The following is a 23,415-nucleotide window of genomic DNA, read 5'->3' as shown; positions in this document are numbered from 1 at the left end:
CGCTCGTGACTACCGCCTCCCTGGTCGAGATCCAGGATCTCGGCTTCGCCTGGCCCGGTCAGGCAGAGTGCTTGGACATCCGGCATTTCAGCCTGGCGCCGGGCGAGACGCTGTTCCTCGAAGGCCCTTCGGGCAGCGGCAAGACCACCCTGCTCGCCCTGCTCGGCGGGGTGCAACGCCCCAGCCGCGGCCAGGTGCGACTGCTCGGCCAGAATCTCGGTCAACTCGCCACCGCCCGGCGCGACCGCTTTCGCGTCGACCACAGCGGCTTTCTCTTCCAGCAGTTCAATCTGCTGCCCTTTCTCTCGGTGTTGGACAACGTCCTGCTGCCCTGCCAGTTCTCGGCCCTACGCCGCGAACGCGCCCGCGCGCGCCACGGCGATCCCCAAAGCGCCGCGCTCACCCTGCTGCACACCCTGGGCCTGAATGATCCCAGTCTGCCCAAGCGGCCGGCCCGCGAACTGTCCATCGGCCAGCAGCAGCGCGTCGCCGCCGCCCGCGCCCTGATCGGCCAGCCGGAACTGGTGATCGCCGACGAGCCCACCTCGGCGCTGGACACCGATCACCGCGACGCCTTCCTGGACCTGTTGTTCGCCGAATGTGCCGCCGCCGGGGCCGGCCTGCTGTTCGTCAGCCACGACCGCAGCCTGGCCGGTCGCTTCGATCGCCACCTGACCCTGGCCCAGCTCAACGCCGCCCGGCCGGAGACCTAGGATGCCCCTCCTCACACTGGCCTGGGCCAGCTTGCGCAATCGCCGCGCCACCGCCCTGCTCACCGTCTTCACCATCGCCGTCTCGGTAGCCTTGCTGCTGGGCGTCGAACGCCTGCGCACCGAGGCCAAGGCCAGCTTCGCCAGCACCATCGCCGGCACCGACCTGGTGGTGGGCGCACGTTCCGGCGCGGTCAACCTGCTGCTCTATTCGGTGTTCCGCATCGGCAACGCCACCAACAACATCCGCTGGGAAAGCTACGAGAAACTCGCCGCCGACCCGCGCGTCGCCTGGACCATCCCGCTGTCCCTGGGCGACTCCCACCGCGGCTACCGGGTACTGGGCACCGACGGCAACTACTTCGCCCACTATCACTATGGCCGCAACCAGCCCCTGCGCCTGGCCCAGGGCCGGCCTTTCGCGGATGTCTTCGAGGTGGTGCTGGGCGCCGAGGTGGCCAAGGCGCTGCACTATCGGCTGGGCGACAAGCTCGTGCTGGCCCATGGCGTCGCCACCATCGCCCTGACCGAGCACAGCGACCACCCCTTCACCGTGGTCGGCATCCTGGCCCCCACCGGCACCCCGGTCGACCGCACCCTGCATATCCCCCTCACCGGCATGACCGCCCTACACCTGGACTGGCGCGGCGGCATGCCCGGTCCCTCGCTGAGCGACGCCGAGGTGCGCCAGCGCGATCTCACGCCCAAGGATCTCACCGCCGCCCTGGTCGGCCTCAAGAGCCGAGTGGCCACCTTCGCCCTCCAGCGCGCGATCAACAACTACAGCGGCGAACCCCTGATGGCCATCCTGCCCGGCGTGGCCCTGCAGGAACTCTGGGGCCTGCTCGGCACGGCGGAACAGGCGCTGCTGGTGATGTCGCTCTGCGTGGTGCTCACCGGCCTGGTGGGCATGCTTACCGCCCTGCTCGCCAGCCTCAACGAGCGGCGCCGGGAGATGGCCATCCTGCGCTCGGTGGGCGCCCAGCCACGTCATCTGTTCGCTCTGCTACTGGCCGAAGCGCTCGGCCTGACCCTGGCTGGCTGCCTGGGCGGCCTGGCTTTGCTCTACGGCGCCATCGCCCTGGGCCGGCCCTGGCTGCTGGCGGAATACGGCCTGGCATTGCCGCTGGACTGGCCTTCGCTCTACGATTGGCAACTGCTCGGCGGCATCCTGCTCGCGGCCCTGGTGCTCGGCTGCATCCCGGCTTGGCGTGGTTGTCGCCAGGCCCTCACGGACGGGTTGTCCGTGCGACTGTAGAACGAGGCTCCACCATGCGCCTGGCGCTCCTGTTGTTGCTGTGCTGGCTGTCCTGGGCGCAGGCCGAACCCCGCCAACTCGCCTGGCGCGAACTGGTGCCGGCCGATGCGCCGCGCTTCAATCCAGGCAGCATCGACCACGGCCTCGGCGAAGACGGCCCGGCCGCCAGCCAGCCCTGGCCGGACGCCCCCACGGTAGCCGCGCTGGACGGCCAGGACGTCCGCCTGCCCGGCTACGTGGTGCCGCTGATGGTCACCGAAGAGGGCGAAGTCACCGAATTCCTGCTGGTGCCCTACTACGGCGCCTGCATCCATGTCCCGCCCCCGCCGGGCAACCAGATCGTCTACGTCAAGGGCAGTCACGACCTCTGGCTGTCCAAGCTGCACCTGCCCTACTGGGTGGAGGGCCGCCTGGGCGTAGGCACCCAGCGCAGCGAGGTGGCCGTCGCCGGCTATTGGATGCAGGCGCAGCGCATCCTTCCCTACGTCATGAAAGGGGACGGCTCCTGAGGGGGACGTCATCTCCCTTGAGCGAGATCAAGAGTCCACCGCCCCGCCTTCGCTAGGCTGCTCCGAGCTTTTCTCAGCGTCTTCGGAGCCCTGCCATGCGTCCTCTCTTCCGTCTCAGCCTGCTCGCCCTCGCCCTGGTCACCCCCCTCGCCCAGGCCCACCAGGCGGGCGATATCATCCTGCGCGCCGGCGCCATCACCGTGGATCCCCACGAGCGTAGCTCCGACGTCAAGATCGACCGGGGCGCCCTGAGCGGCGCCAACCTCGGCGGCAAGGCGACCATGGACAGCGACACCCAACTGGGCCTCAACGTCGCCTACATGCTCACCGACCACCTGGGCATCGAGCTGCTGGCCGCCACCCCCTTCGAGCACCAGGTCAACATCAAGGGCACCGGGCTGGACGCCGCCAACGGCAAGCTGGGCAGCCTCAAGCACCTGCCTCCCACCCTGAGCCTGGTCTACTACCCGCTGGACGCCAAGGCGAGATTCCAACCCTATGTCGGCGCCGGTCTCAACTACACCTGGATCTATGACGAGCACGTCGGCAGCGAGGCCAGCGCGGCCGGCTTCGACAATTTCCGCGCCGACAATTCCTGGGGCTGGGCCGCCCAGGTCGGCGCCGATGTCATGCTCACCGATCGGGTGATGCTCAACGCCCAGATCCGCTACCTCGACATCTCGACCACCGCCCACGTCGATAACACCGCCCTCGGCGCCCGTGCCAAGGTCGATCTGGACGTGGATCCCTGGGTGTACATGGTCGGCCTGGGTTATCGCTTCTAGGCCCACTTCGTAGGTTGGCGCTGAGACAGCTCCACCGTCGAAGCCCAACGGGCCAGGGTGCGCCCCTGGCCCCAGTTGCTAGTCGCGCAACAACGCCGCTAGCCCCGCCCCCATGGCCGTGGGCCGACTGAAATCGAAGCGCTCGCGCAGGCGGCTGTTATCCGCCTTCGAATGACGGATGTCCCCCGCGCGCGCCGCGCCATGGGTCACCTCTGGCAGGCCACCGAGCACCTGGCCAATCTCGGTCAGCAGACCGTTCAGGCTGATGGTCTCACCCCGCCCCACATTCACCGCCCCGGCTGTCACCGCGGAGGCTTCCAGCGCCTGCACCAGGATGTCCACCAGATCGGCCACGTAGACGAAATCACGGGTCTGTTCGCCGTCGCCGAACACCGTGATCGGCGTCTTCCGCCGGGCGCGCTCGGTGAAGATGCTGATCACCCCCGAATAGGGCGAAGACGGATCCTGCCGCGGTCCGTAGATGTTGAAGAAGCGAAAGATCGCGGGCTCCAGACCGTGCTCGCGACGATAGAAATCGAAGTAGTACTCCCCAGCCAGCTTGTCCGCCGCATAGGGCGTCAGCGGCGCCTTGGGCAGCTCCTCGTCGATGGCCTGGCCCTGGCCGTTGGCGCCGTAGACCGCTGCGCTGGAGGCATAGACCACCCGCTTGATCCCGGCCTTGCGCATGGCTTCGCACAGATTCAGGGTGCCAATGAAGTTGGCTCTGTGGGTGCCCACCGGGTCCTCCACCGAGGCCTGCACCGAGGCTACCGCCGCCAGATGTACCACCGCCGCGCAGCCCGCTACTGCGGCTTCCAGCGTCGCGGCATCGGCCACGTCGCCCACTCGCAGCTCGAGTCGCTCATCGTCCAGGCGCAGATTCTCGCGCTTGCCGGTACTCAGATCGTCCAATATCCGCACGTGCTGGCCGCGGGCCAGCAGCGCATCTGCCAGGTGCGAGCCGATGAAACCGGCACCGCCAGTGATCAGAATGGGCGCATTACTCATCGAAACCTACCTCGTCCTGCCGAAAGCCCTGCAATAGCGCCGGCAACTCCTGCTGCCAGCGTCGCGCCTTGATCCCGAAGGTGTTGAGCAGCTTGCGGCTGATCAACACCCCATGTTGTGGCTCCTCCACGGCATCCGCGCGCTCTTGATGCGGCACGTCCTGCCATTCGCAATGCACCGGCCGGTCGAACTCCTGCCAGAGCGTGGCGAGGGTCTCGGCCAGGCCCAACTCCGAGACCGCTTCCTGGGCCCCGTAGTGATAGGTCCCCCACAGCGGCGCTCCGCAATCGAGCTGCTTGACGATGGCCAACAGCACCCGGGCGACATCGCTCACGGTGGTCGGATTGCCACGCCGATCGCCCGACTGCGCAACGACCTGCTCGTCATTCATCTGCCGCAGCAGGCGCCCCAGGCGGCCGTCTACCGACTCATCCAGCACCCAGCCCAGGCGCAGCAGGATGTGCATCGGGCAGAGTGCCCGCACCAATTGCTCGACCCGCCAGAGCGCCTCGCCGCGCGCGCCTGGAGGCCGCGGAAGGTCTTTTTCACTATAGCCGGCTACGCGCGAGCCATCGAAAAGCCGATAACTGGACGGTTGGATCAGTGGAATCTGGTAGTGCTGGCAGAGGCCGGCCAGCCGTTGCACCGCCAGCGCCTGACGTTGCATCGCGGCCGGATCGAAATCCGCCGCCTGCAACCAGTCGTGGTAATAGGCGAGATTGATCACCGCGCCCGGACGCACGCGGTCAAGCGCCTCGGTCAAGCCAGCGGCATACCAGCCTTCCGTTGGCATATCGGGAGCGATGAAGTCGATGCCCGCTTCGGCACCCGCGCTCAGCAGCGCCTTGCCCAGGGCGCTTTCCCCGCCCACTACTAGAAGACGCATACGCATGAGTCGGAACAGCCTTCAAACCAGCAGAAACAGACGTCGAGGGATTCGACGCACATCGGCCAACATAGCGCGTCGCGCCAGCCTTGCTCAAGCATCGACCGTACTCGCGGCGGGCTGTTCACGGGTTTGTTCGCGCAAGGTATGGTTGGCGGCGCTCTTGAGATTGGGTAGCAAGCGGCAGATCAAGGCCAGTTGGGTGCAGACCAGCCGATAGCCATCGTCATTGCCGTCTGCCGCGGCTTCCAGCTCATCGGCCAGGGTACTTTCTTCCTCGGCCGTCGGCGGCAGGCTGCGCCGCTCCGCCACTGCGGTGGCGATAGCCTCCATGCCCTCGGCGATCCGGGTCACGGCGCGCTCCACCAGGGCATCGTGCTCGGTCGCCTCCAGCTGACGCCGATGCGCACCCAGGGCCGACAGATAACCCAGCAGCGTGTTGGATAGCGCCAGATAGCGAAAACCGGCTTCCAGATTACGGCGGAAATGCCCGGGATCCCGCAGCATGTTGGCCAAGGCGGCGGACAGCGTCGCATCGGCGTTATGGGCATTACGGCGCGCCACGCGATAGTCGAGGTCGTCGCGCTTGCCGGTGCGGTACTGCTCGTGCAGACGGCGCAGGTATAGGGCATTGGTGCGCAGCGTATTGGCCATCACCTGATGCAGCCGTCGCCCCTGCCAGTCCGGCAGGATGAAGAACACCGCCAGTACCGCGATCAGACAACCCATGAGGGTGTCCAGCAGGCGTGGCCAGATCAGCATGAAACCGTTACCCACCTGGTTGAAGCAGAACAGCACCATCAGGGTGATGGCCGCAGTGGCGATGGTGTAGCGATCCGTACGGGTGATGAAGAACACCAGCCCACCGACCAGCGCCAGCAGCAGCTGGATCTCCGGCTGGGTGAACAACTCCAGCAGGGCACTGCCCAGCAGCAGCCCGATCACCGTGCCGACGATCCGCTGCACCAGCCGTACTCGGGTCGCCCCGTACTGTGGCCGGCACACGAACACCGTGGTGAGCAGGATCCAATAGCCGTTCACCGGATGGATCAGGTGCAACACGCCATAGCCGATCATCAGCGCCAGGGCCATGCGCAGGCCATGACGGAACAGCAGCGAGGTCGGCGTGAGCTGCAGACGGATGCGCCGGAAGACTTCCCGCAGCGAGCGCGCGGAAGGATCGAGCAGACTGGTATCGAGATCCGTCGCCCCCGAATCGCTGGTGCCCGCTTCGGAAAACTGCCGCTCCAGGGTCGAAAGGTTGTGGCCGAGCAGATCCAGCGAGCGCAGCAGACTGCGCCAGCGTGGATTCTGTTGCTGCTTGAGATATTCCAGAGAGGCCTGCAGATCGGTCAGGCCTTGCTGGCTTTGCTGCCCATACTCGAAGGGCTGACCGAGCCTGATCGCCTCGCCCAGGTTGAAGCAGGCACTGGCCTGCAACTTGAGCAGACGCTGGCAGCGAAACAGGATGTCGCTATGGAAGAAGGCCTCGGTGAGCGCGCTGTAGGGATAGTGCGACGAGCTGGCACGCTCGTGGATGTCCTGGGCCATGAAATACAGCCGGAAATAGCGGCCCGAGCGCGCACCGGGCCGCCCCGAACGGCCGAAGCGATTGAGAATGGTCGCCTTGGCCTGGTTCAGCGCCTGCACCACCTTGCCATTCTGCTGCGCCAGCAGCACGCGCCGCTGATGCAGGTCGACACCCCGTACCGGCTCGAGCATCTCGGCCTTGAGCTTCAGGAAGATGCCCAGCTCGCCATAGAGCGCGAACAGATTCTGGCGAACGGGCTGATGGGCGAACAACGCGCACCATAGTACCGATAGAAAGCCATACCACAGCGCACCAGCCAAGAGGTGTGCCGGCTCGTACCACAGCGGCATCTGGGTACCCAGCCGCTGATCCACCCCGATCATGGCGTAGATCGACAGGATCACCGTGGCTTGCGCGACCGAGGCATAGCGCTCGCCGATGGCGCCGAGCATGGTCAGGCTGAAGGTGGCGAGTCCCAATCCCACCACGAAGATCCAGGGATAGGGAAACAGCAACTCCACCGAGAAGGCCGCTACGGCAAAACACAGCAGCGTCACCACCAGCGACTTGAGCCGGCCCAGCCAGCTGTCGTCGGTCTCCGCCAAAGCACTGGCGATGATGCCCAGGAATACCGGCGACAGCGCACGCAGATCGCCCAGCGACCAGCAGACGGCCATGGCGCCACTCAGGGCGACAAAGACGCGCACGCCATAGCTGGCTTTTTCATGCGCCCACAATTGGCGCAAAGACACTCCGAACAGAGTCATGACGGCAGAGCTAGCCTCGAGTTTTCGCGCTTGATGCGAACCTTAGCATTGCGACGTCGCCCGAGGCGTCCGAGACAGCCTTTCCACGATTTTTTTAACGGACGAAAAAAAGCCCGGCATCGGCCGGGCCTTTTCCAAGCCTGTATCAGGCTACTTCGCTGGGATCTATCCCCAAGCCCTTGGCCACACCCAGGCCGTAGGCGGGATCGGCCTTGAGGAAATGACCGATCTGGCGCAGCTGGACGTCACGGGTCACCGAACCCAGGGCGCCGACGATATTGCCGATCAGCAAGGCCTGCTGGTCAGAGTTCATCAGGCGGAACAGGGCACCGGCCTGGCTGAAGTAGTCCTCATCGACGCGGTGGTCGTAGCGATCGGCCGGACCGGCGAAGTTCAGCGCCGGCTTGCGGTATTGCGGCGCCTGCTTGGGCGTATGGCCATAGCTGTTCGGCTCGTAGTTGGGCAGGGAGCCGCCATTGCCATCGAAACGCATGGCGCCGTCACGCTGGTTGTTGGCATAGGGGCAGCGCGGCGCGTTGACCGGCAGTTGCTGGTAGTTGGTCCCGACCCGATAGCGCTGGGCATCGGCATAGGCGAACACCCGGCCTTGCAACATGCGATCCGGCGACAGGCCTACGCCCGGCACCACGTTGCTCGGCGCAAAGGAGGCCTGCTCCACTTCGGCGAAGTAGTTCTGCGGATTGCGGTTGAGCTCCAGTACGCCGACTTCCTGCAGCGGATAATCCTTCTGCGACCACACCTTGGTCACGTCGAAGGGGTTCTCGGCGCGGCCGGCCGCTTCCTGCTCGCTCATCACCTGGATGCACATCGTCCAGCGTGGGAATTCGCCGCGCTCGATGGCCTGGAACAGGTCGCGCTGGCTGTAATCCGGATCGGTACCGGCCAGACGGGCCGCCTCGGCCGGCGCCAGGTTCTTGATACCCTGCTGGCTCTTGAAGTGGAACTTCACGAAGTGCCGCTCACCCTGGGCATTGATCAGGCTGAAGGTGTGGCTACCGAAGCCATGCATGAAGCGATAGCCATCCGGAATGCCGCGATCCGAGAACAGGATGGTGACCTGGTGCAGCGACTCCGGCGACAGCGACCAGAAATCCCACATCATCTGCGGACTCTTCAGGTTGCTCCAGGGATCGCGCTTCTGGGTATGGATGAAGTCGGGGAACTTGAGCGGATCGCGGATGAAGAACACCGGGGTGTTGTTGCCGACGATGTCCCAGTTGCCTTCTTCGGTATAGAACTTCAAGGCGAACCCCCGGGGATCGCGCTCGGTATCCGCCGATCCCCGCTCACCACCCACGGTGGAAAAACGCAGGATGGTTTCGGTCCGCTTACCCACGCTGGCGAACAGCTTGGCACTGGTCAGGTGCGTGATGTCCTGGGTCACAGTAAAGGTGCCATAGGCAGCGGAGCCCTTGGCATGAACGCGGCGCTCGGGAATGACTTCACGGTTGAAGTGCGCCAGCTTCTCGACCAGATGGAAATCGTCGAGCATCAGCGGGCCACGGGGGCCGGCAGTACGGGAATTCTGGTTATCGGCCACCGGAATGCCGCTGGCGGTGGTAAGGATCTTGGTATCGGTCACAGGCTGTCTCCCTCTGGATAGCGTTGGCTAATCGCGCCTGGGAGAAGTATCGCCAAGGCAATACTTTAGGACTAATTTATTGATCCTAGCGACCTAATAGAAAATAAACGAAACGCTTTCACTACGGTATCCAAGCCTTGGCCAAACGCCGGGCATGAAAAAGCCGGGCAGAAGCCCGGCTTTTTCCAGAACGCGGCTACTTACTCAGCAGCCTGTTCCACGGTACCGCCGACCGGACGGTCGATCAGCTCGACGTACGCCATGGGGGCGTTGTCGCCAGCGCGGAAACCGCACTTCAGGATACGCAGGTAGCCACCCGGACGGTTGGCGTAGCGCTTACCCAGGTCGTTGAACAGCTTGCCAACGGCAGCTTTCGAACGAGTACGGTCGAAAGCCAGGCGACGGTTGGCGACGCTGTCTTCCTTGGCCAAGGTGATCAGCGGCTCGGCAACGCGGCGCAGTTCCTTGGCTTTCGGCAGGGTAGTTTTGATCAGCTCGTGCTCGAACAGCGACACAGCCATGTTCTGGAACATGGCCTTGCGGTGTGCGCTCGTGCGGCTCAGATGACGACCACTTTTACGATGACGCATGATTGAAATTCCTTCCCAAACTAACGTTCGGTGAACAATGACGATCAGGCAGTAGCCTTGTCGTCCTTCTTAAGGCTTGCAGGGGGCCAGTTGTCCAGGCGCATACCGAGCGACAGACCACGGGAGGCCAAGACGTCCTTGATTTCGGTCAGGGACTTCTTACCCAGGTTCGGGGTCTTGAGCAGCTCCACTTCGGTACGCTGAATCAGGTCACCGATGTAGTAGATGTTCTCCGCCTTGAGGCAGTTAGCCGAACGAACGGTCAGTTCCAGATCGTCTACCGGACGCAACAGGATCGGATCGATCTCGTCTTCCTGTTCAACCACGACCGGCTCGCTGTCGCCCTTGAGGTCGACGAACGCAGCCAGCTGCTGTTGCAGGATGGTGGCAGCACGACGGATGGCTTCTTCCGGATCCAGAGTACCGTTGGTTTCCAGGTCAAGCACGAGCTTGTCCAGGTTGGTACGCTGCTCGACCCGAGCGTTTTCCACCACGTACGCCACACGACGCACCGGGCTGAACGAAGCGTCGAGCTGCAGACGACCGATGGCACGGGTTTCGTCTTCTTCGCTCTGACGTGCATCGGCGGGCTCATAGCCACGACCGCGCGCGATTTTCAGCTTCATGTTCAGCGAACCGTTGTCCGCCAGGTGAGCGATGACGTGATCGCCGTTGACGATCTCGACATCGTGATCGACCTGAATGTCGGAGGCCAGAACCGGCCCCTGACCTTTCTTGCTCAGGCTCAGGGTGACTTCGTCACGACCGTGCAACTTGATGGCCAGACCCTTGAGGTTGAGCAGGATCTCGATCACGTCTTCCTGCACGCCTTCGATGGCGCTGTATTCGTGCAGAACACCGTCGATCTCTGCTTCGACTACCGCGCAGCCAGGCATGGAGGACAACAGGATACGCCGCAGCGCGTTGCCCAAGGTATGGCCGAAACCACGCTCGAGAGGCTCGAGGGTGATCTTGGCACGGGTCTGACTAACCGCCTGCACATCGATATGGCGGGGGGTCAGGAACTCATTTACCGAACTCTGCATGGATGCACCTACTTTCTAGCCCTTACTTGGAGTAGAGCTCGACAATCAGGTTTTCGTTGATGTCGGCGGAGAGATCACCACGGGCCGGCACGCTCTTGAAGGTGCCTTCCTTTTTCTCGGTGCTCACTTCGACCCACTCAACACGGCCACGCTGGCCGCACAGCTCGAGAGCTTGAGCGATACGCAGCTGGTTTTTGGCCTTTTCACGGACAGCGACGACGTCACCGACCTTGACCTGATAGGAGGGAATGTTGACGGTCTGACCGTTAACGGTGATCGACTTGTGGGAGACCAGCTGGCGCGATTCGGCGCGAGTGGCGCCGAAGCCCATGCGATACACCACGTTGTCCAGACGGCACTCGAGCAGTTGCAGCAGGTTTTCACCGGTAGCGCCCTTACGACGGGCAGCTTCCTGATAGTAACCAGCGAACTGACGCTCGAGCACGCCATAGATACGGCGGACTTTCTGCTTTTCACGCAGCTGCAGACCGTAGTCGGACAGACGACCGCGACGCTGGCCGTGTTGACCAGGAACGGTTTCCAGCTTGCACTTCGAGTCGAGGGCACGAGCGCCGCTCTTCAAGAAGAGATCAGTGCCTTCGCGGCGGGACAGTTTGCACTTGGGACCAATGTAACGAGCCATTTCTCACTGTCTCCTATTACACGCGACGCTTCTTCGGCGGACGGCACCCGTTGTGCGGGATGGGCGTCACGTCGGTGATGCTGGCGATTTTGTAACCACAGGCGTTCAGGGCGCGAACAGCGGACTCACGGCCGGGGCCGGGACCTTTGACGTTCACGTCCAGATTCTTCAGACCATATTCCAGAGCGGCTTGGCCGGCACGTTCGGCTGCAATCTGGGCAGCGAACGGGGTGCTCTTACGGGAGCCACGGAAGCCGGAGCCACCGGAGGTCGCCCAGGACAAAGCGTTGCCCTGACGATCGGTGATGGTCACGATGGTGTTGTTGAAAGAGGCGTGGATATGGGCGATGCCATCAACCACTGTCTTTTTGACTTTCTTACGAGGACGAGCAGCAGGTTTTGCCATGACTAGATTCCTGTCGATTCGCGGATGCGATTACTTGCGGATCGGCTTGCGCGGGCCCTTACGGGTACGGGCATTGGTCTTGGTGCGCTGACCACGGACCGGCAGACCACGGCGGTGACGCAGACCGCGGTAGCAACCCAGATCCATCAGGCGCTTGATGTTCATGTTGATTTCGCGGCGCAGGTCACCCTCGGTGAGGATTTTGGCGACCTCGTTACGCAGCTGATCGACCTGCTCGTCGCTCAGTTCTTTGATCTTGGCGGTCGGCTCGATGCCGGTGGCCGCGCAGATCTTCTGAGAGGTGGTGCGACCGACACCATAGATGTAGGTCAGCGAGATAACAGTGTGCTTGTTATCTGGAATGTTGACGCCTGCAATACGGGCCATTCAGAAAAACTCCAATTGACAGCTACCGACGCCCCGGAAGCCAAGAAAAGGGCGCGCGATATTAACGCTGTAGGAACAAATGATCAACCCGGCAGCACACTAGCTGCCGGGTTAGACGCGTGATTCACACTCAGCCTTGGCGCTGCTTGTGACGCGGTTCAGCGCTGCAGATCACGCGCACGACACCTTCGCGGCGAATGATCTTGCAGTTACGGCACAGCTTCTTGACCGATGCACGAACTTTCATGACAACTCCTCTAACCTTACGGGTAACGGATCAGCGCATCATGCCGCTGCCATAGCCCTTCAGGTTGGCTTTCTTCATCAGGGACTCGTATTGATGAGATACGAGATGGGACTGGACCTGGGACATGAAGTCCATGACCACAACCACCACGATCAGCAACGAGGTCCCACCGAGATAGAACGGCACGTTCGCCGCGACCACCAGAAACTGGGGCAACAAGCACACCGCCGTCATGTACAGGGCACCAAACATGGTCAGCCGGGTCAGCACGCCGTCGATGTAGCGCGCGGACTGCTCACCTGGACGAATGCCCGGAATGAACGCCCCGGATTTCTTCAGGTTCTCGGCTACGTCCTTGGGGTTGAACATCAGCGCTGTATAGAAGAAGCAGAAGAAGATGATCCCTGCACTAAACAGCAAGATATTCAGCGGTTGGCCGGGCGCGATGGCCTGAGCCACGTCCTGCAACCAACCAAGCCCCTGGGACTGACCGAACCACGAACCGAGCGACGCCGGGAACAGCAGGATGCTACTGGCGAAGATCGCTGGGATGACCCCAGCCATGTTCACCTTGAGCGGCAGGTGGCTGTTCTGCGCAGCGAAGACCTTGCGGCCCTGCTGACGCTTGGCGTAGTGCACGGCAATACGACGCTGCCCGCGCTCGATGAACACCACGAAGGCGATGATGGCCACAGCCACCACACCAACGATGATCAGCGCGAAGATATTGATGTCGCCTTGACGTGCCGATTCGAAGGACTGACCGATGGCGCGAGGCAAGCCCGCGACGATACCAGCGAAGATCAGCATCGAGATGCCGTTGCCGATACCGCGCTCGGTGATCTGCTCACCGAGCCACATCATGAACAGAGCACCGGCGACAAAGGTGGTGACAGCGACGAAGTAGAAGCTGAAACCCACACTGAACGCCACGCCCTGACTGGCGAGCCCTACCGACATCCCGGTGGCCTGAACGAGCGCCAGAACCAGCGTGCCGTAACGGGTGTACTGGCTGATCTTGCGACGACCAGACTCACCCTCTTTCTTCAATTGCTCCAGCTGTGGGCTGATCGCGGTAAGCAGCTGCATGATGATCGATGCCGAGATGTACGGCATGATCCCCAGGGCAAAGATGCTCATCCGCTCCAGCGCACCGCCGGAGAACATGTTGAAGAGGCTAAGAATGGTCCCCTCGTTCTGCCTGAACAGTGCGGCCAGCTGATCGGGATTGATACCCGGAACAGGGATGTGCGCACCGATCCTGTAGACGATGATCGCCAGAAACAGGAATCGGAGGCGGGTCCACAGCTCGGACATACCACCGCTCTTGCTGAGCGCAGAGAGAGCACCTTGCTTAGCCATTTATTCCTCGATCTTGCCGCCAGCTGCTTCGATGGCTGCACGTGCGCCCTTGGTGGCACCAATGCCCTTCAGGGTGACGGCACGAGTGACGTCGCCGGACAGCACGACCTTGACACGCTTGATGTCACGGCTGATCACGTTGGCGTCTTTCAGCGCCTGCAGATCGACCACGTCGACATCGACCTTGGCCAGCTCGGAGGTACGAACCTCGGCACGGTCCAGGGCCTTCAGCGAAACGAAGCCGAACTTGGGCAGACGACGGTGCAGCGGCTGCTGACCGCCCTCGAAGCCGGGAGCGACCTTACCGCCGGAGCGGGAGGTCAGACCCTTGTGGCCGCGACCACCGGTCTTACCCAGGCCGCTACCGATACCACGACCGGGACGCAGCTTTTCACGGCGAGCGCCGGGAGCGGAACGCAGATCGTTCAATTTCATGACTTAACCCTCCACACGCAGAAGGTAGTAGGCCTTGTTGATCATGCCGCGATTTTCAGGGGTGTCCTGAACTTCGACGGTGTGACCGATGCGACGCAGGCCGAGACCCTTGACGCAAGCCTTGTGATTGGCCAGACGGCCGTGGACGCTCTTGATCAGCGTGACCTTGACGGTTGCATTAGCCATGATCAGAGAATCTCCTCGACGCTCTTGCCACGCTTGGCAGCAACAGCTTCCGGCGCCTGCATGTGCTTGAGACCTTCGAAGGTCGCGTACACTACGTTTACCGGGTTGGTGGAGCCGTAGCACTTGGCCAGGACGTTCTGGACACCTGCCACCTCCAGCACGGCGCGCATGGCACCGCCGGCGATGATGCCGGTACCTTCGGAAGCGGGCTGCATGTACACCTTGGAGGCGCCATGGGCGGCCTTGACCGGGTACTGCAGGGTGGTGCCGTTCAGATCCACCTGGATCATGTTGCGGCGAGCAGCTTCCATCGCTTTCTGGATGGCAGCAGGCACTTCGCGGGCCTTGCCACGGCCGAAGCCAACGCGGCCTTTGCCATCGCCAACCACGGTCAGAGCGGTGAAGGCGAAGATACGGCCGCCTTTCACGGTTTTGGCTACGCGGTTAACTTGAACCAGCTTCTCGATGTAGCCTTCGTCGCGCTTTTGATCGTTATTTGCCATGACTTAGAACTCCAGCCCGCCTTCACGAGCAGCGTCGGCCAGCGCCTTGACGCGACCATGGTACTTGAAGCCAGAACGATCAAAGGCTACCTGGGTAACACCAGCGGCCTTGGCACGCTCGGCGACCAGCAGACCAACTTTCTTGGCCGCCTCGACGTTGCTGGTAGCGCTCTCGCGCAGTTCTTTGTCCAGCGTAGAAGCGCTGGCCAGGACCTTGCTGCCGTCGGCCGCGATGACCTGGGCATAGATGTGCTGGGAAGAGCGGTACACGCACAGACGGACCGCTTCCAGTTCGCGCATCTTCAGGCGAGCCTTGCGAGCGCGACGCAGTCGGGTTTCTTTCTTGACGGTCATTTGCTATGCCCTACTTTTTCTTGGCTTCTTTACGGTGGACGACTTCGTCGGCGTACCGTACACCTTTGCCCTTGTAAGGCTCCGGCGGACGGAAACCACGAATCTCAGCCGCAACCTGACCTACCAGCTGCTTGTCGATACCCTTGATCAGGATGTCGGTCTGGTTGGGGGTTTCTGCGGTGATGCCTTGCGGCAGTTCGTAGTCCACAGGGTGAGAGAAGCCCAGAGCGAGGTTCAGCACCTGACCTTTGGCCTGGGCCTTGTAGCCCACACCGACCAGTTGCAGCTTGCGCTCGAAGCCCTGGCTAACGCCGATCACCATGTTGTTGACCAGGGCACGGGTGGTGCCGGCCATCGCACGGGTCTGCTGATCGCCATTGCGAGCAGCGAAACGCAGCTCACCGGACTCTTGGGTAACTTCTACGGACGGATGGACCTTCAGCTCCAGAGCGCCCTTGGCACCCTTGATCGAAAGAGCCTGACCGGCCAGATTCACTTCGACGCCCGCAGGCAGTCTTACGGGGTTTTTAGCAACGCGAGACATGCTGATTCCCCTTAGAAGACTGTGCAGAGCACTTCGCCGCCAACACCAGCAGCACGGGCTGCGCGATCAGTCATCACACCTTTGTTGGTGGAAACGATCGACACGCCCAGACCGCCACGCACTTTCGGCAGCTGATCAACGGCTTTGTACTGGCGCAGACCGGGACGGCTGCTACGCTTGAGTTCTTCGATGACAGGCTTGCCTTCGAAATACTTCAGCTCGATGGACAGCAACGGCTTGGCTTCCGCGCTGACCTGAAAATCCGCAATGTAACCTTCATCCTTGAGGACTTTGGCAACGGCTGCCTTCAGCTTGGAAGAAGGCATGCTCACGACGGTCTTTTCAGCCATCTGGGCATTACGGATACGAGTTAGCATGTCTGCTAACGGGTCCTGCATACTCATGGGCTATTAGCTCCTAATACAGAAACGAGCCTTCCGGCTCTCAAAATCACCCCTCGGCAATAGGCCGATTCGGGCGAGCCGAGCATTCTAGAGATCGGCCAGAAACGAATCAAGCCCCAAAAGGGGCTTGATTCAATTACCGCGATGAAAGGCGCTAGCTGTTACCAGCTGGCCTTCACCAGGCCGGGCACGTCACCGCGCATGGCTGCTTCACGCAGCTTGATGCGGGACAGACCGAACTTGCGGTAGACGCCGTGCGGACGACCGGTCAGGCGGCAGCGGTTACGCAGGCGGCTGGCGCTGGCGTCACGGGGCTGCTTCTGCAGGGCGACCTGGGCATTCCAACGCTCCTCGGGGGAGGCATTGACGTTACCGATGGTCGCCTTCAGCTCGGCGCGCTTCTTGGCGTACTTGGCAACCGTCTGCTGACGCTTCAGCTCGCGGTTAATCATGCTTTGCTTAGCCATCTGAAGACCTCAATCAGTTACGGAACGGGAAGTTGAACGCACGCAGCAGCGCACGGCCTTCCTCGTCGGTACGAGCGGTGGTGGTCAGTGTGATGTCCATACCACGCAGCGCATCGATCTTGTCGTAATCGATTTCCGGGAAGATGATCTGCTCTTTCACGCCCATGCTGTAGTTGCCACGACCATCGAAGGACTTGGCATTCAGGCCGCGGAAGTCACGTACGCGCGGCAGGGAGATGGACAGCAGACGATCCAGGAATTCGTACATGCGATCGCTACGCAGGGTCACCTTGACGCCGATCGGCCAGCCTTCGCGAATCTTGAAGCCAGCAATGGAATTGCGGGCATAAGTCACGACCGGCTTTTGACCAGCGATCTTTTCCAGGTCAGCTACAGCGTTGTCGATGATCTTCTTGTCACCGACCGCTTCGCCCAGACCCATGTTCAAGGTGATCTTGGTGATGCGCGGAACTTCCATCACGTTACCCAGCTGAAGCTGCTCTTTCAGCTTGGGCGCGATTTCCTTCCGATAAATCTCTTTCAATCGAGCCATGGTGATCTACCTAGCAGCTTCAGGCCTGGACCGCTTTTTGGGTCGACTTGAAGATACGAATCTTCTTGCCGTCTTCGACTTTGAAACCAACGCGGTCAGCCTTGTTGGTCTCGGAGTTGAAAATGGCAACGTTGGAGACATGCAGAGGGGCTTCTTTCTCTACGATGCCACCCTGAACGCCCAGCATGGGGTTGGGCTTGGTGTGGCGCTTGATCAGGTTGACCCCACCAACGACCAGACGGTCATCGGCGAGCACCTTCAGCACCTTGCCACGCTTGCCCTTGTCCTTGCCGGCAATGACGATTACCTCGTCGTCACGACGAATCTTTTGCATGTCGGCTACTCCTTACAGCACTTCGGGGGCAAGGGAGACGATCTTCATGAACTTCTCGGAGCGAAGTTCACGGGTCACCGGCCCAAAGATACGGGTGCCAATCGGCTCTTGCTTGTTGTTCAGCAGAACCGCGGCGTTACCGTCGAAGCGGATGATGGAACCGTCGGTGCGACGGACGCCGTGCTTGGTACGCACGACGACAGCAGTCATCACCTGACCTTTCTTCACCTTGCCGCGCGGAATTGCTTCCTTGACGGTGACCTTGATGATGTCGCCGATACCGGCGTAGCGGCGGTGGGAACCGCCAAGCACCTTGATGCACATCACGCGACGAGCGCCGCTGTTGTCGGCGACGTCAAGCATGGATTGAGTCTGGATCATGGCTCTCTACCCTTATACCTGAACGGCGCGCTCGACGACGTCAACCAGGGTCCACGCCTTGGTCTTGGCCAGCGGGCGGGTTTCGCGAATGGTGACCAGGTCACCAATGCGGCACTGATTGGTTTCGTCGTGAGCGTGCAGCTTGGTGGAACGCTTCACGTATTTACCGTAGATCGGGTGCTTGACGCGACGCTCGATCAGTACGGTCACGGTTTTGTCCATCTTGTCGCTGACCACTCGGCCGGTCAGCGTACGGACAGTTTTTTCAGCTTCAGCCATGATCACTTACCTGCTTGCTGGTTCAGCACAGTCTTGACGCGAGCGATGTCGCGCTTCACTTGCGAGAGCATGTGAGACTGACCCAACTGGCCAGTTGCCTTCTGCATACGCAGATTGAACTGGTCACGCAGCAGGTTGAGAAGCTGCTCGTTCAGCTCCTCTACGGATTTCTCACGCAAATCTTTCGCTTTCATCACATCACCGTCCGCTTAACAAAGGAGGTTTCGAGCGGAAGCTTGGCAGCGGCCAGGGCGAATGCCTGACGAGCCAGATCCTCGGAAACACCCTCGATCTCGTACAGGACCTTGCCCGGCTGGATCTGGGCTACCCAGTACTCGACACTACCCTTACCTTTACCCATCCGCACTTCGAGAGGCTTCTTGGTGACAGGCTTGTCAGGGAAGACGCGGATCCAGATCTTGCCGCCACGCTTCACGTGACGGGTCAGCGCACGACGTGCGGATTCGATCTGGCGAGCGGTCAGACGGCCACGGCCGACAGCCTTCAGCGCGTACTCGCCGAAGCTGACCTTGCTACCGCGATGAGCCAGACCACGGTTGTGGCCGGTCATCTGCTTGCGGAATTTTGTACGCTTGGGTTGCAGCATGTTGCGTACTCCTTACTTAGCAGCAGCTTTTTTGCGCGGAGCCGGGGCGACGGGCTTCAGTTCTTCCTGGCGGCCACCAATGACCTCGCCTTTGAAGATCCAGACCTTCACACCGATCACACCGTAGGTGGTGTGAGCTTCCGCAGTGGCGTAGTCGATATCGGCACGCAGGGTGTGCAGGGGCACACGACCTTCCCGATACCACTCGGTACGGGCGATTTCAGCACCGCCCAAACGACCGCTCACCTGAATCTTGATGCCTTTGGCACCAATGCGGATCGCATTCTGCACGGCGCGCTTCATGGCGCGACGGAACATCACACGACGCTCAAGCTGCTGCGCAACGCTCTGCGCAACCAGGGCACCGTCGAGCTCCGGCTTGCGGATCTCTTCGATGTTGATGTGCACGGGCACACCCATTCTTGCGGTCAGGTCCTGACGCAGCTTCTCGACATCCTCACCTTTCTTGCCGATCACGATACCGGGACGAGCGGTGTGGATGGTGATGCGTGCGGTTTGAGCCGGACGATGAATATCGATACGGCTTACGGACGCGCTTTTTAGTTTGTCCTGGAGGTACTCACGAACCTTCAGGTCGGCCAGCAGATAGTCCGCATAAGTGCGCTTATCCGCGTACCAGACCGAAGTGTGCTCCTTGACGATACCCAGGCGAATGCCATTGGGATGTACTTTCTGACCCATCTGATCGACTCCGTTACTTGTCCGCAACCTTGACCGTGATATGGCAAGACCGCTTCACGATGCGATCAGCACGACCTTTGGCACGCGGCATGATGCGCTTGAGCGAACGACCTTCGTTTACGAAGACGGTGGAAACCTTCAGGTCATCCACGTCGGCGCCTTCATTGTGCTCGGCGTTGGCCACGGCCGACTCCAGCACTTTCTTCATGATTTCAGCGGCTTTCTTGCTGCTGAAAGTCAACAGGTTGAGCGCTTCGCCCACCTTCTTCCCGCGAATCTGGTCGGCGACCAAGCGGGCTTTCTGGGCGGAGATACGAGCGCCCGACAGCTTAGCGGCTACTTCCATCTTCCTTACCCCTTAACGCTTGGCTTTCTTGTCAGCCGCATGACCGCGATAGGTGCGGGTAGCAGCGAACTCGCCGAGTTTGTGGCCGACCATGTCTTCGTTCACCAGAACGGGGACATGTTGACGACCGTTGTGCACAGCGATGGTCAGGCCGACCATTTGCGGCAGGATCATCGAACGACGCGACCAGGTCTTGATCGGCTTGCGCTCGTTTTTTTCCACCGCGACTTCGATCTTCTTCAACAGGTGAAGATCGATAAAAGGACCTTTCTTCAGAGAACGGGGCACAGTCGAATCCTCTACTGATTACTTGCCGCGACGGACAATCATCTTGTCGGTACGCTTGTTGGAGCGCGTCTTGAGACCCTTGGTCTTGACGCCCCACGGCGAAACCGGATGACGGCCACCGGAAGTACGACCCTCACCACCACCGTGCGGGTGATCGACCGGGTTCATGGCAACACCACGAACGGTCGGACGCACGCCACGCCAGCGGGTGGCACCGGCCTTACCCAGCGAACGCAGGCTGTGCTCACCGTTGGACACTTCGCCCAGAGTGGCACGGCACTCGGACAGCACCTTACGCATTTCACCGCTGCGCAGACGCACGGTGACGTAGGCGCCTTCGCGGGCGACCAGCTGAGCGGAGGTACCCGCGGAGCGAGCGATCTGAGCGCCTTTGCCAGGCTTCAGCTCGATACCGTGAACGGTGCTACCGACCGGGACGTTGCGCAGCGGCAGGTTGTTGCCGGCCTTGATGGGAGCGCCAGCGCCGGACATGAGCTGATCACCAGCAGCAACGCCCTTGGGGGCGATGATGTAGCGACGCTCGCCATCGGCGTACTTCAGCAGAGCGATGTGTGCAGTACGGTTCGGATCGTATTCGATACGCTCGACGACGGCAGGGATGCCATCCTTGTTGCGACGAAAATCGACCAGACGATAGTGCTGCTTGTGACCACCGCCGATGTGGCGAGTGGTGATACGACCGTTGTTGTTACGGCCGCCGGACTTGCTCTTCTTCTCCAGCAACGGAGCGTAAGGCGCGCCCTTGTGCAGATCAGCGTTGACCACCTTGACCACAAAGCGGCGGCCAGCGGAGGTCGGCTTGCATTTTACGATTGCCATGATGCCCCCTGATTACTCGGCGCTGCTGGAAAAGTCGAGATCCTGGCCCGGCTGGAGAGCGATGTACGCTTTTTTCCAGTCGTTACGCTTGCCCAGACCACGAGCGGTGCGCTTGGTCTTGCCCTGGACGTTCAGGGTGCTGACGCTGCGAACCTTGACCTCGAACAGTTGCTCGACGGCCTTCTTGATTTCCAGCTTGGTTGCATCGGTGGCAACCTTGAATACGAACTGCTTCTGGCTGTCCGCCAGCATGGTGGCCTTCTCGGAGATGTGCGGGCCAAGCAGCACTTTGAATACGCGTTCCTGGTTCATGCCAGCAGCTCCTCGAATTTCTTCACGGCGGACACAGTGACCAGCACCTTGTCGTAGGCGATCAGGCTGACCGGGTCGGAACCCTGGACATCACGCACGTCGACGAAAGGCAGGTTGCGGGCGGCCAGATACAGATTCTGGTCGACAGCGTCGGTCACGATCAGCACGTCGCTCAGGCCCAGGCCGTCCAGCTTGCTGACCAGGGTCTTGGTCTTGGGCGCGTCGACGGCGAAGTCGTCAACCACGACCAGACGGTCCAGACGGACCAGCTCGGCGAGGATGGAGCGCAGTGCAGCGCGGTACATCTTCTTGTTCAGCTTCTGGCTGTGATCCTGGGGCTTGGCTGCGAAAGCCACGCCACCGGAACGCCAGATGGGGCTGCGGATGGTACCGGCACGGGCACGACCGCTGCCCTTCTGACGCCAGGGCTTCTTGCCGCCACCACTGACTTCGGAACGGGTCTTCTGGGCACGGGTGCCCTGACGACCGCCAGCCATGTAGGCAACGACTGCCTGGTGAACCAGGGTCTCGTTGAATTCACCGCCGAAGGTGTGCTCGGAGACTTCGATAGCTTGAGAGCCATTCACATTGAGTTGCATGTTCTCTCTCCTCTCAACCACGGGCCTTGACAGCGGGACGCACGATCACGTCACCACCCGGCGCGCCGGGGACGGCACCCTTGACCAGCAGCAGGTTGCGCTCGGCGTCTACACGCACGACTTCCAGCGACTGAACGGTTACACGCTCCGCACCCAGGTGACCGGACATTTTCTTGCCCTTGAACACTCGACCAGGAGTCTGGCACTGGCCGATGGAACCAGGTGCACGGTGGGAAACGGAGTTGCCGTGGGTGTTGTCCTGACCACGGAAGTTCCAGCGCTTGATGGTACCGGCGTAGCCCTTACCTTTGGACTGGCCAGTGACATCAACCATCTGGCCGGCTTCGAACAGGGCCACAGTGACTTCGTCACCGGCCTTGTACTCACCGTCTTCCAGGCGGAATTCGAGGACGCTACGACCAGCAGCTACGCTGGCCTTGGCGAAGTGACCGGCTTGCGCCTTGGTCACGCGGGAGGCACGACGCTCACCCACGGTTACCTGAATGGCGCGATAGCCATCGGTTTCTTCGCTTTTGAATTGGGTTACGCGATTCGGCTCGATCTCGATGACCGTAACCGGAACGGAAACGCCTTCTTCGGTGAAAACGCGGGTCATGCCGCATTTACGACCGACTACACCAATCGTCATGTTGAGAACCTCTTGAGTGTACGGGGCTTTCACCCGCTATGGCCGCCCATTTCAGAGCGTTACACGACTGAAACCGAAAGGTTTCAGCCGAGGCTGATTTGCACTTCAACGCCAGCGGCGAGATCGAGCTTCATCAGCGCATCGACGGTCTTGTCGGTGGGCTGAACGATGTCGAGCACACGCTTGTGGGTACGAATTTCGTACTGGTCACGAGCGTCCTTGTTGACGTGCGGAGAAATCAGCACAGTGTAACGTTCCTTGCGGGTAGGCAGAGGAATCGGACCACGCACCTGAGCACCAGTACGTTTCGCGGTTTCCACGATTTCCTGGGTGGATTGATCGATCAGGCGATGATCAAAAGCCTTCAACCGAATACGGATTTGTTGATTTTGCATTTGACCTCAGACTCCAAGCTTTCCCCTCGGGCAAAAAGGTGCCCGATTAAAGGAGGCGCAATTCTAAGGATGTCGCTCACGACTGTCAAGAACGGCTCTTTTGCCATCTGTCAATTTCACGAGGCAAGAAAAAAGGCCCCGAAGGGCCTTTTTTCCGTTTCAGATCAATCGATTACTCGATGATCTTGGCAACCACGCCGGCGCCGACGGTACGACCGCCTTCACGGATGGCGAAACGCAGACCGTCTTCCATGGCGATCGGAGCGATCAGGGTGACAACCATTTTGATGTTGTCGCCCGGCATCACCATCTCGACGCCTTCCGGCAGTTCGCAGTTACCGGTCACGTCAGTGGTCCGGAAGTAGAACTGCGGACGGTAGCCCTTGAAGAACGGGGTGTGACGACCACCTTCTTCCTTGGACAGCACGTACACTTCGCACTCGAACTTGGTGTGCGGCTTGATGGTGCCCGGCTTGGCCAGAACCTGGCCACGCTCCAC

At 61.3% G+C, this 23,415-nt stretch carries 37 protein-coding genes; 4 read left to right on the top strand and 33 right to left on the bottom strand.

What is annotated here, in order from left to right:
* The first annotated feature begins 5 nt into the window (after positions 1–5).
* The 4 genes from FAZ11_RS23195 (at position 6) to FAZ11_RS23180 (ending at position 3,262) form a co-directional block, all read left to right on the top strand.
* Positions 6–713 carry an ABC transporter ATP-binding protein gene (locus FAZ11_RS23195; protein ID WP_058766823.1) on the top strand — a complete coding sequence of 236 codons (708 nt, stop codon included), beginning with the start codon at positions 6–8 and terminating at the stop codon, positions 711–713.
* Between the two features lies 1 nt (position 714).
* A complete protein-coding gene (locus FAZ11_RS23190) occupies positions 715–1,968 on the top strand; it encodes an ABC transporter permease (RefSeq protein WP_058772836.1) in 1,254 nt (417 codons plus the stop codon).
* Positions 1,969–1,982: 14 nt separating this feature from the next.
* Complete coding sequence (locus tag FAZ11_RS23185; RefSeq protein ID WP_058760885.1) at positions 1,983–2,477, top strand: DUF3299 domain-containing protein; 495 nt, start codon at positions 1,983–1,985, stop codon at positions 2,475–2,477.
* A gap of 95 nt (positions 2,478–2,572) precedes the next feature.
* Positions 2,573–3,262: an OmpW/AlkL family protein gene (locus FAZ11_RS23180; protein WP_058772835.1), complete on the top strand. Its 690-nt coding sequence runs from the start codon at positions 2,573–2,575 to the stop codon at positions 3,260–3,262.
* A gap of 78 nt (positions 3,263–3,340) precedes the next feature.
* Here FAZ11_RS23180 and FAZ11_RS23175 read toward each other — a convergent pair whose 3' ends face one another.
* The 33 genes from FAZ11_RS23175 to FAZ11_RS23015 form a co-directional block, all read right to left on the bottom strand.
* Positions 3,341–4,270, bottom strand: coding sequence for an NAD-dependent epimerase/dehydratase family protein (locus FAZ11_RS23175; protein ID WP_058772834.1), 930 nt, complete (start codon positions 4,268–4,270; stop codon positions 3,341–3,343).
* The gene (locus tag FAZ11_RS23170; protein ID WP_193557178.1) at positions 4,263–5,162 is read right to left on the bottom strand and encodes a sugar nucleotide-binding protein; all 900 of its coding nucleotides are present in this window, start codon (positions 5,160–5,162) and stop codon (positions 4,263–4,265) included. The genes FAZ11_RS23175 and FAZ11_RS23170 overlap by 8 nt, the downstream gene beginning before the upstream one ends.
* 87 nt (positions 5,163–5,249) lie before the next feature.
* A complete protein-coding gene (gene yccS, locus FAZ11_RS23165) occupies positions 5,250–7,454 on the bottom strand; it encodes a YccS family putative transporter (RefSeq protein ID WP_193557179.1) in 2,205 nt (734 codons plus the stop codon).
* Between the two features lie 145 nt (positions 7,455–7,599).
* On the bottom strand, positions 7,600–9,057 hold the full coding sequence (locus tag FAZ11_RS23160) for a catalase (RefSeq protein ID WP_058772833.1): 1,458 nt from the start codon (positions 9,055–9,057) through the stop codon (positions 7,600–7,602).
* Between the two features lie 200 nt (positions 9,058–9,257).
* Positions 9,258–9,647 carry a 50S ribosomal protein L17 gene (gene rplQ / locus FAZ11_RS23155; RefSeq protein WP_007161227.1) on the bottom strand — a complete coding sequence of 130 codons (390 nt, stop codon included), beginning with the start codon at positions 9,645–9,647 and terminating at the stop codon, positions 9,258–9,260.
* Positions 9,648–9,691: 44 nt separating this feature from the next.
* Positions 9,692–10,693 carry a DNA-directed RNA polymerase subunit alpha gene (locus tag FAZ11_RS23150; RefSeq protein WP_058760890.1) on the bottom strand — a complete coding sequence of 334 codons (1,002 nt, stop codon included), beginning with the start codon at positions 10,691–10,693 and terminating at the stop codon, positions 9,692–9,694.
* A 22-nt stretch (positions 10,694–10,715) separates the two neighbouring features.
* Complete coding sequence (gene rpsD, locus FAZ11_RS23145; protein WP_017640289.1) at positions 10,716–11,336, bottom strand: 30S ribosomal protein S4; 621 nt, start codon at positions 11,334–11,336, stop codon at positions 10,716–10,718.
* A 16-nt stretch (positions 11,337–11,352) separates the two neighbouring features.
* The gene (rpsK, locus tag FAZ11_RS23140; protein WP_003281811.1) at positions 11,353–11,742 is read right to left on the bottom strand and encodes a 30S ribosomal protein S11; all 390 of its coding nucleotides are present in this window, start codon (positions 11,740–11,742) and stop codon (positions 11,353–11,355) included.
* A 30-nt stretch (positions 11,743–11,772) separates the two neighbouring features.
* Positions 11,773–12,129: a 30S ribosomal protein S13 gene (gene rpsM / locus FAZ11_RS23135; protein WP_007161230.1), complete on the bottom strand. Its 357-nt coding sequence runs from the start codon at positions 12,127–12,129 to the stop codon at positions 11,773–11,775.
* A gap of 130 nt (positions 12,130–12,259) precedes the next feature.
* Positions 12,260–12,376 carry a 50S ribosomal protein L36 gene (gene rpmJ / locus FAZ11_RS23130; protein ID WP_002555468.1) on the bottom strand — a complete coding sequence of 39 codons (117 nt, stop codon included), beginning with the start codon at positions 12,374–12,376 and terminating at the stop codon, positions 12,260–12,262.
* Between the two features lie 30 nt (positions 12,377–12,406).
* Positions 12,407–13,738 (bottom strand): preprotein translocase subunit SecY, encoded by a 1,332-nt coding sequence (gene secY / locus FAZ11_RS23125; protein ID WP_058760891.1) that lies wholly within the window; start codon positions 13,736–13,738, stop codon positions 12,407–12,409.
* Positions 13,739–14,173 (bottom strand): 50S ribosomal protein L15, encoded by a 435-nt coding sequence (gene rplO / locus FAZ11_RS23120; RefSeq protein ID WP_007161232.1) that lies wholly within the window; start codon positions 14,171–14,173, stop codon positions 13,739–13,741.
* Between the two features lie 3 nt (positions 14,174–14,176).
* Positions 14,177–14,359: a 50S ribosomal protein L30 gene (rpmD, locus tag FAZ11_RS23115; RefSeq protein WP_007161233.1), complete on the bottom strand. Its 183-nt coding sequence runs from the start codon at positions 14,357–14,359 to the stop codon at positions 14,177–14,179.
* Between the two features lie 2 nt (positions 14,360–14,361).
* Positions 14,362–14,862 (bottom strand): 30S ribosomal protein S5, encoded by a 501-nt coding sequence (gene rpsE, locus FAZ11_RS23110; protein ID WP_058760892.1) that lies wholly within the window; start codon positions 14,860–14,862, stop codon positions 14,362–14,364.
* A gap of 3 nt (positions 14,863–14,865) precedes the next feature.
* The gene (gene rplR, locus FAZ11_RS23105; RefSeq protein ID WP_058760893.1) at positions 14,866–15,216 is read right to left on the bottom strand and encodes a 50S ribosomal protein L18; all 351 of its coding nucleotides are present in this window, start codon (positions 15,214–15,216) and stop codon (positions 14,866–14,868) included.
* Positions 15,217–15,226: 10 nt separating this feature from the next.
* Positions 15,227–15,760 carry a 50S ribosomal protein L6 gene (gene rplF / locus FAZ11_RS23100; RefSeq protein ID WP_058760894.1) on the bottom strand — a complete coding sequence of 178 codons (534 nt, stop codon included), beginning with the start codon at positions 15,758–15,760 and terminating at the stop codon, positions 15,227–15,229.
* Positions 15,761–15,771: 11 nt separating this feature from the next.
* Positions 15,772–16,164: a 30S ribosomal protein S8 gene (gene rpsH, locus FAZ11_RS23095; protein ID WP_058760895.1), complete on the bottom strand. Its 393-nt coding sequence runs from the start codon at positions 16,162–16,164 to the stop codon at positions 15,772–15,774.
* 161 nt (positions 16,165–16,325) lie between these two features.
* A complete protein-coding gene (rpsN, locus tag FAZ11_RS23090; protein WP_058760896.1) occupies positions 16,326–16,631 on the bottom strand; it encodes a 30S ribosomal protein S14 in 306 nt (101 codons plus the stop codon).
* Between the two features lie 13 nt (positions 16,632–16,644).
* A complete protein-coding gene (rplE, locus tag FAZ11_RS23085) occupies positions 16,645–17,184 on the bottom strand; it encodes a 50S ribosomal protein L5 (protein WP_007161239.1) in 540 nt (179 codons plus the stop codon).
* 19 nt (positions 17,185–17,203) lie between these two features.
* Positions 17,204–17,518, bottom strand: a complete 315-nt coding sequence (rplX, locus tag FAZ11_RS23080) for a 50S ribosomal protein L24 (protein WP_017640283.1) — start codon at positions 17,516–17,518, stop codon at positions 17,204–17,206.
* Between the two features lie 12 nt (positions 17,519–17,530).
* On the bottom strand, positions 17,531–17,899 hold the full coding sequence (rplN, locus tag FAZ11_RS23075) for a 50S ribosomal protein L14 (RefSeq protein ID WP_007161241.1): 369 nt from the start codon (positions 17,897–17,899) through the stop codon (positions 17,531–17,533).
* 12 nt (positions 17,900–17,911) lie between these two features.
* On the bottom strand, positions 17,912–18,178 hold the full coding sequence (gene rpsQ, locus FAZ11_RS23070; RefSeq protein ID WP_007161242.1) for a 30S ribosomal protein S17: 267 nt from the start codon (positions 18,176–18,178) through the stop codon (positions 17,912–17,914).
* Positions 18,179–18,180: 2 nt separating this feature from the next.
* On the bottom strand, positions 18,181–18,372 hold the full coding sequence (rpmC, locus tag FAZ11_RS23065; RefSeq protein WP_007161243.1) for a 50S ribosomal protein L29: 192 nt from the start codon (positions 18,370–18,372) through the stop codon (positions 18,181–18,183).
* Positions 18,372–18,785 (bottom strand): 50S ribosomal protein L16, encoded by a 414-nt coding sequence (gene rplP, locus FAZ11_RS23060; protein WP_017640282.1) that lies wholly within the window; start codon positions 18,783–18,785, stop codon positions 18,372–18,374. The genes rpmC and rplP overlap by 1 nt, the downstream gene beginning before the upstream one ends.
* A 12-nt stretch (positions 18,786–18,797) precedes the next feature.
* Entirely contained in the window at positions 18,798–19,487 is a 690-nt protein-coding gene (rpsC, locus tag FAZ11_RS23055) for a 30S ribosomal protein S3 (RefSeq protein ID WP_007161245.1), read from the bottom strand.
* Between the two features lie 13 nt (positions 19,488–19,500).
* Positions 19,501–19,833 (bottom strand): 50S ribosomal protein L22, encoded by a 333-nt coding sequence (gene rplV, locus FAZ11_RS23050; RefSeq protein ID WP_007161246.1) that lies wholly within the window; start codon positions 19,831–19,833, stop codon positions 19,501–19,503.
* 12 nt (positions 19,834–19,845) lie between these two features.
* Complete coding sequence (rpsS, locus tag FAZ11_RS23045; protein ID WP_007161247.1) at positions 19,846–20,121, bottom strand: 30S ribosomal protein S19; 276 nt, start codon at positions 20,119–20,121, stop codon at positions 19,846–19,848.
* 18 nt (positions 20,122–20,139) lie between these two features.
* Positions 20,140–20,961 (bottom strand): 50S ribosomal protein L2, encoded by an 822-nt coding sequence (rplB, locus tag FAZ11_RS23040; protein WP_058760897.1) that lies wholly within the window; start codon positions 20,959–20,961, stop codon positions 20,140–20,142.
* Positions 20,962–20,973: 12 nt separating this feature from the next.
* Positions 20,974–21,273: a 50S ribosomal protein L23 gene (gene rplW / locus FAZ11_RS23035; RefSeq protein ID WP_007161249.1), complete on the bottom strand. Its 300-nt coding sequence runs from the start codon at positions 21,271–21,273 to the stop codon at positions 20,974–20,976.
* Positions 21,270–21,872, bottom strand: a complete 603-nt coding sequence (gene rplD / locus FAZ11_RS23030; RefSeq protein WP_007161250.1) for a 50S ribosomal protein L4 — start codon at positions 21,870–21,872, stop codon at positions 21,270–21,272. The genes rplW and rplD overlap by 4 nt, the downstream gene beginning before the upstream one ends.
* 13 nt (positions 21,873–21,885) lie before the next feature.
* On the bottom strand, positions 21,886–22,521 hold the full coding sequence (gene rplC / locus FAZ11_RS23025; protein WP_058760898.1) for a 50S ribosomal protein L3: 636 nt from the start codon (positions 22,519–22,521) through the stop codon (positions 21,886–21,888).
* Between the two features lie 83 nt (positions 22,522–22,604).
* On the bottom strand, positions 22,605–22,916 hold the full coding sequence (rpsJ, locus tag FAZ11_RS23020; RefSeq protein ID WP_003243886.1) for a 30S ribosomal protein S10: 312 nt from the start codon (positions 22,914–22,916) through the stop codon (positions 22,605–22,607).
* 172 nt (positions 22,917–23,088) lie between these two features.
* Positions 23,089–23,415 (bottom strand): EF-Tu C-terminal domain-related protein (locus tag FAZ11_RS23015; protein ID WP_023980248.1); only part of this gene is annotated, 327 nt, incomplete at its 5' end.

The sequence above is a fragment of the Pseudomonas rhizoryzae genome (assembly GCF_005250615.1).
Classification (GTDB): Bacteria; Pseudomonadota; Gammaproteobacteria; order Pseudomonadales; family Pseudomonadaceae; genus Chryseomonas; species Chryseomonas rhizoryzae.
This window is presented reverse-complemented; position numbering and strand designations above follow the sequence as displayed.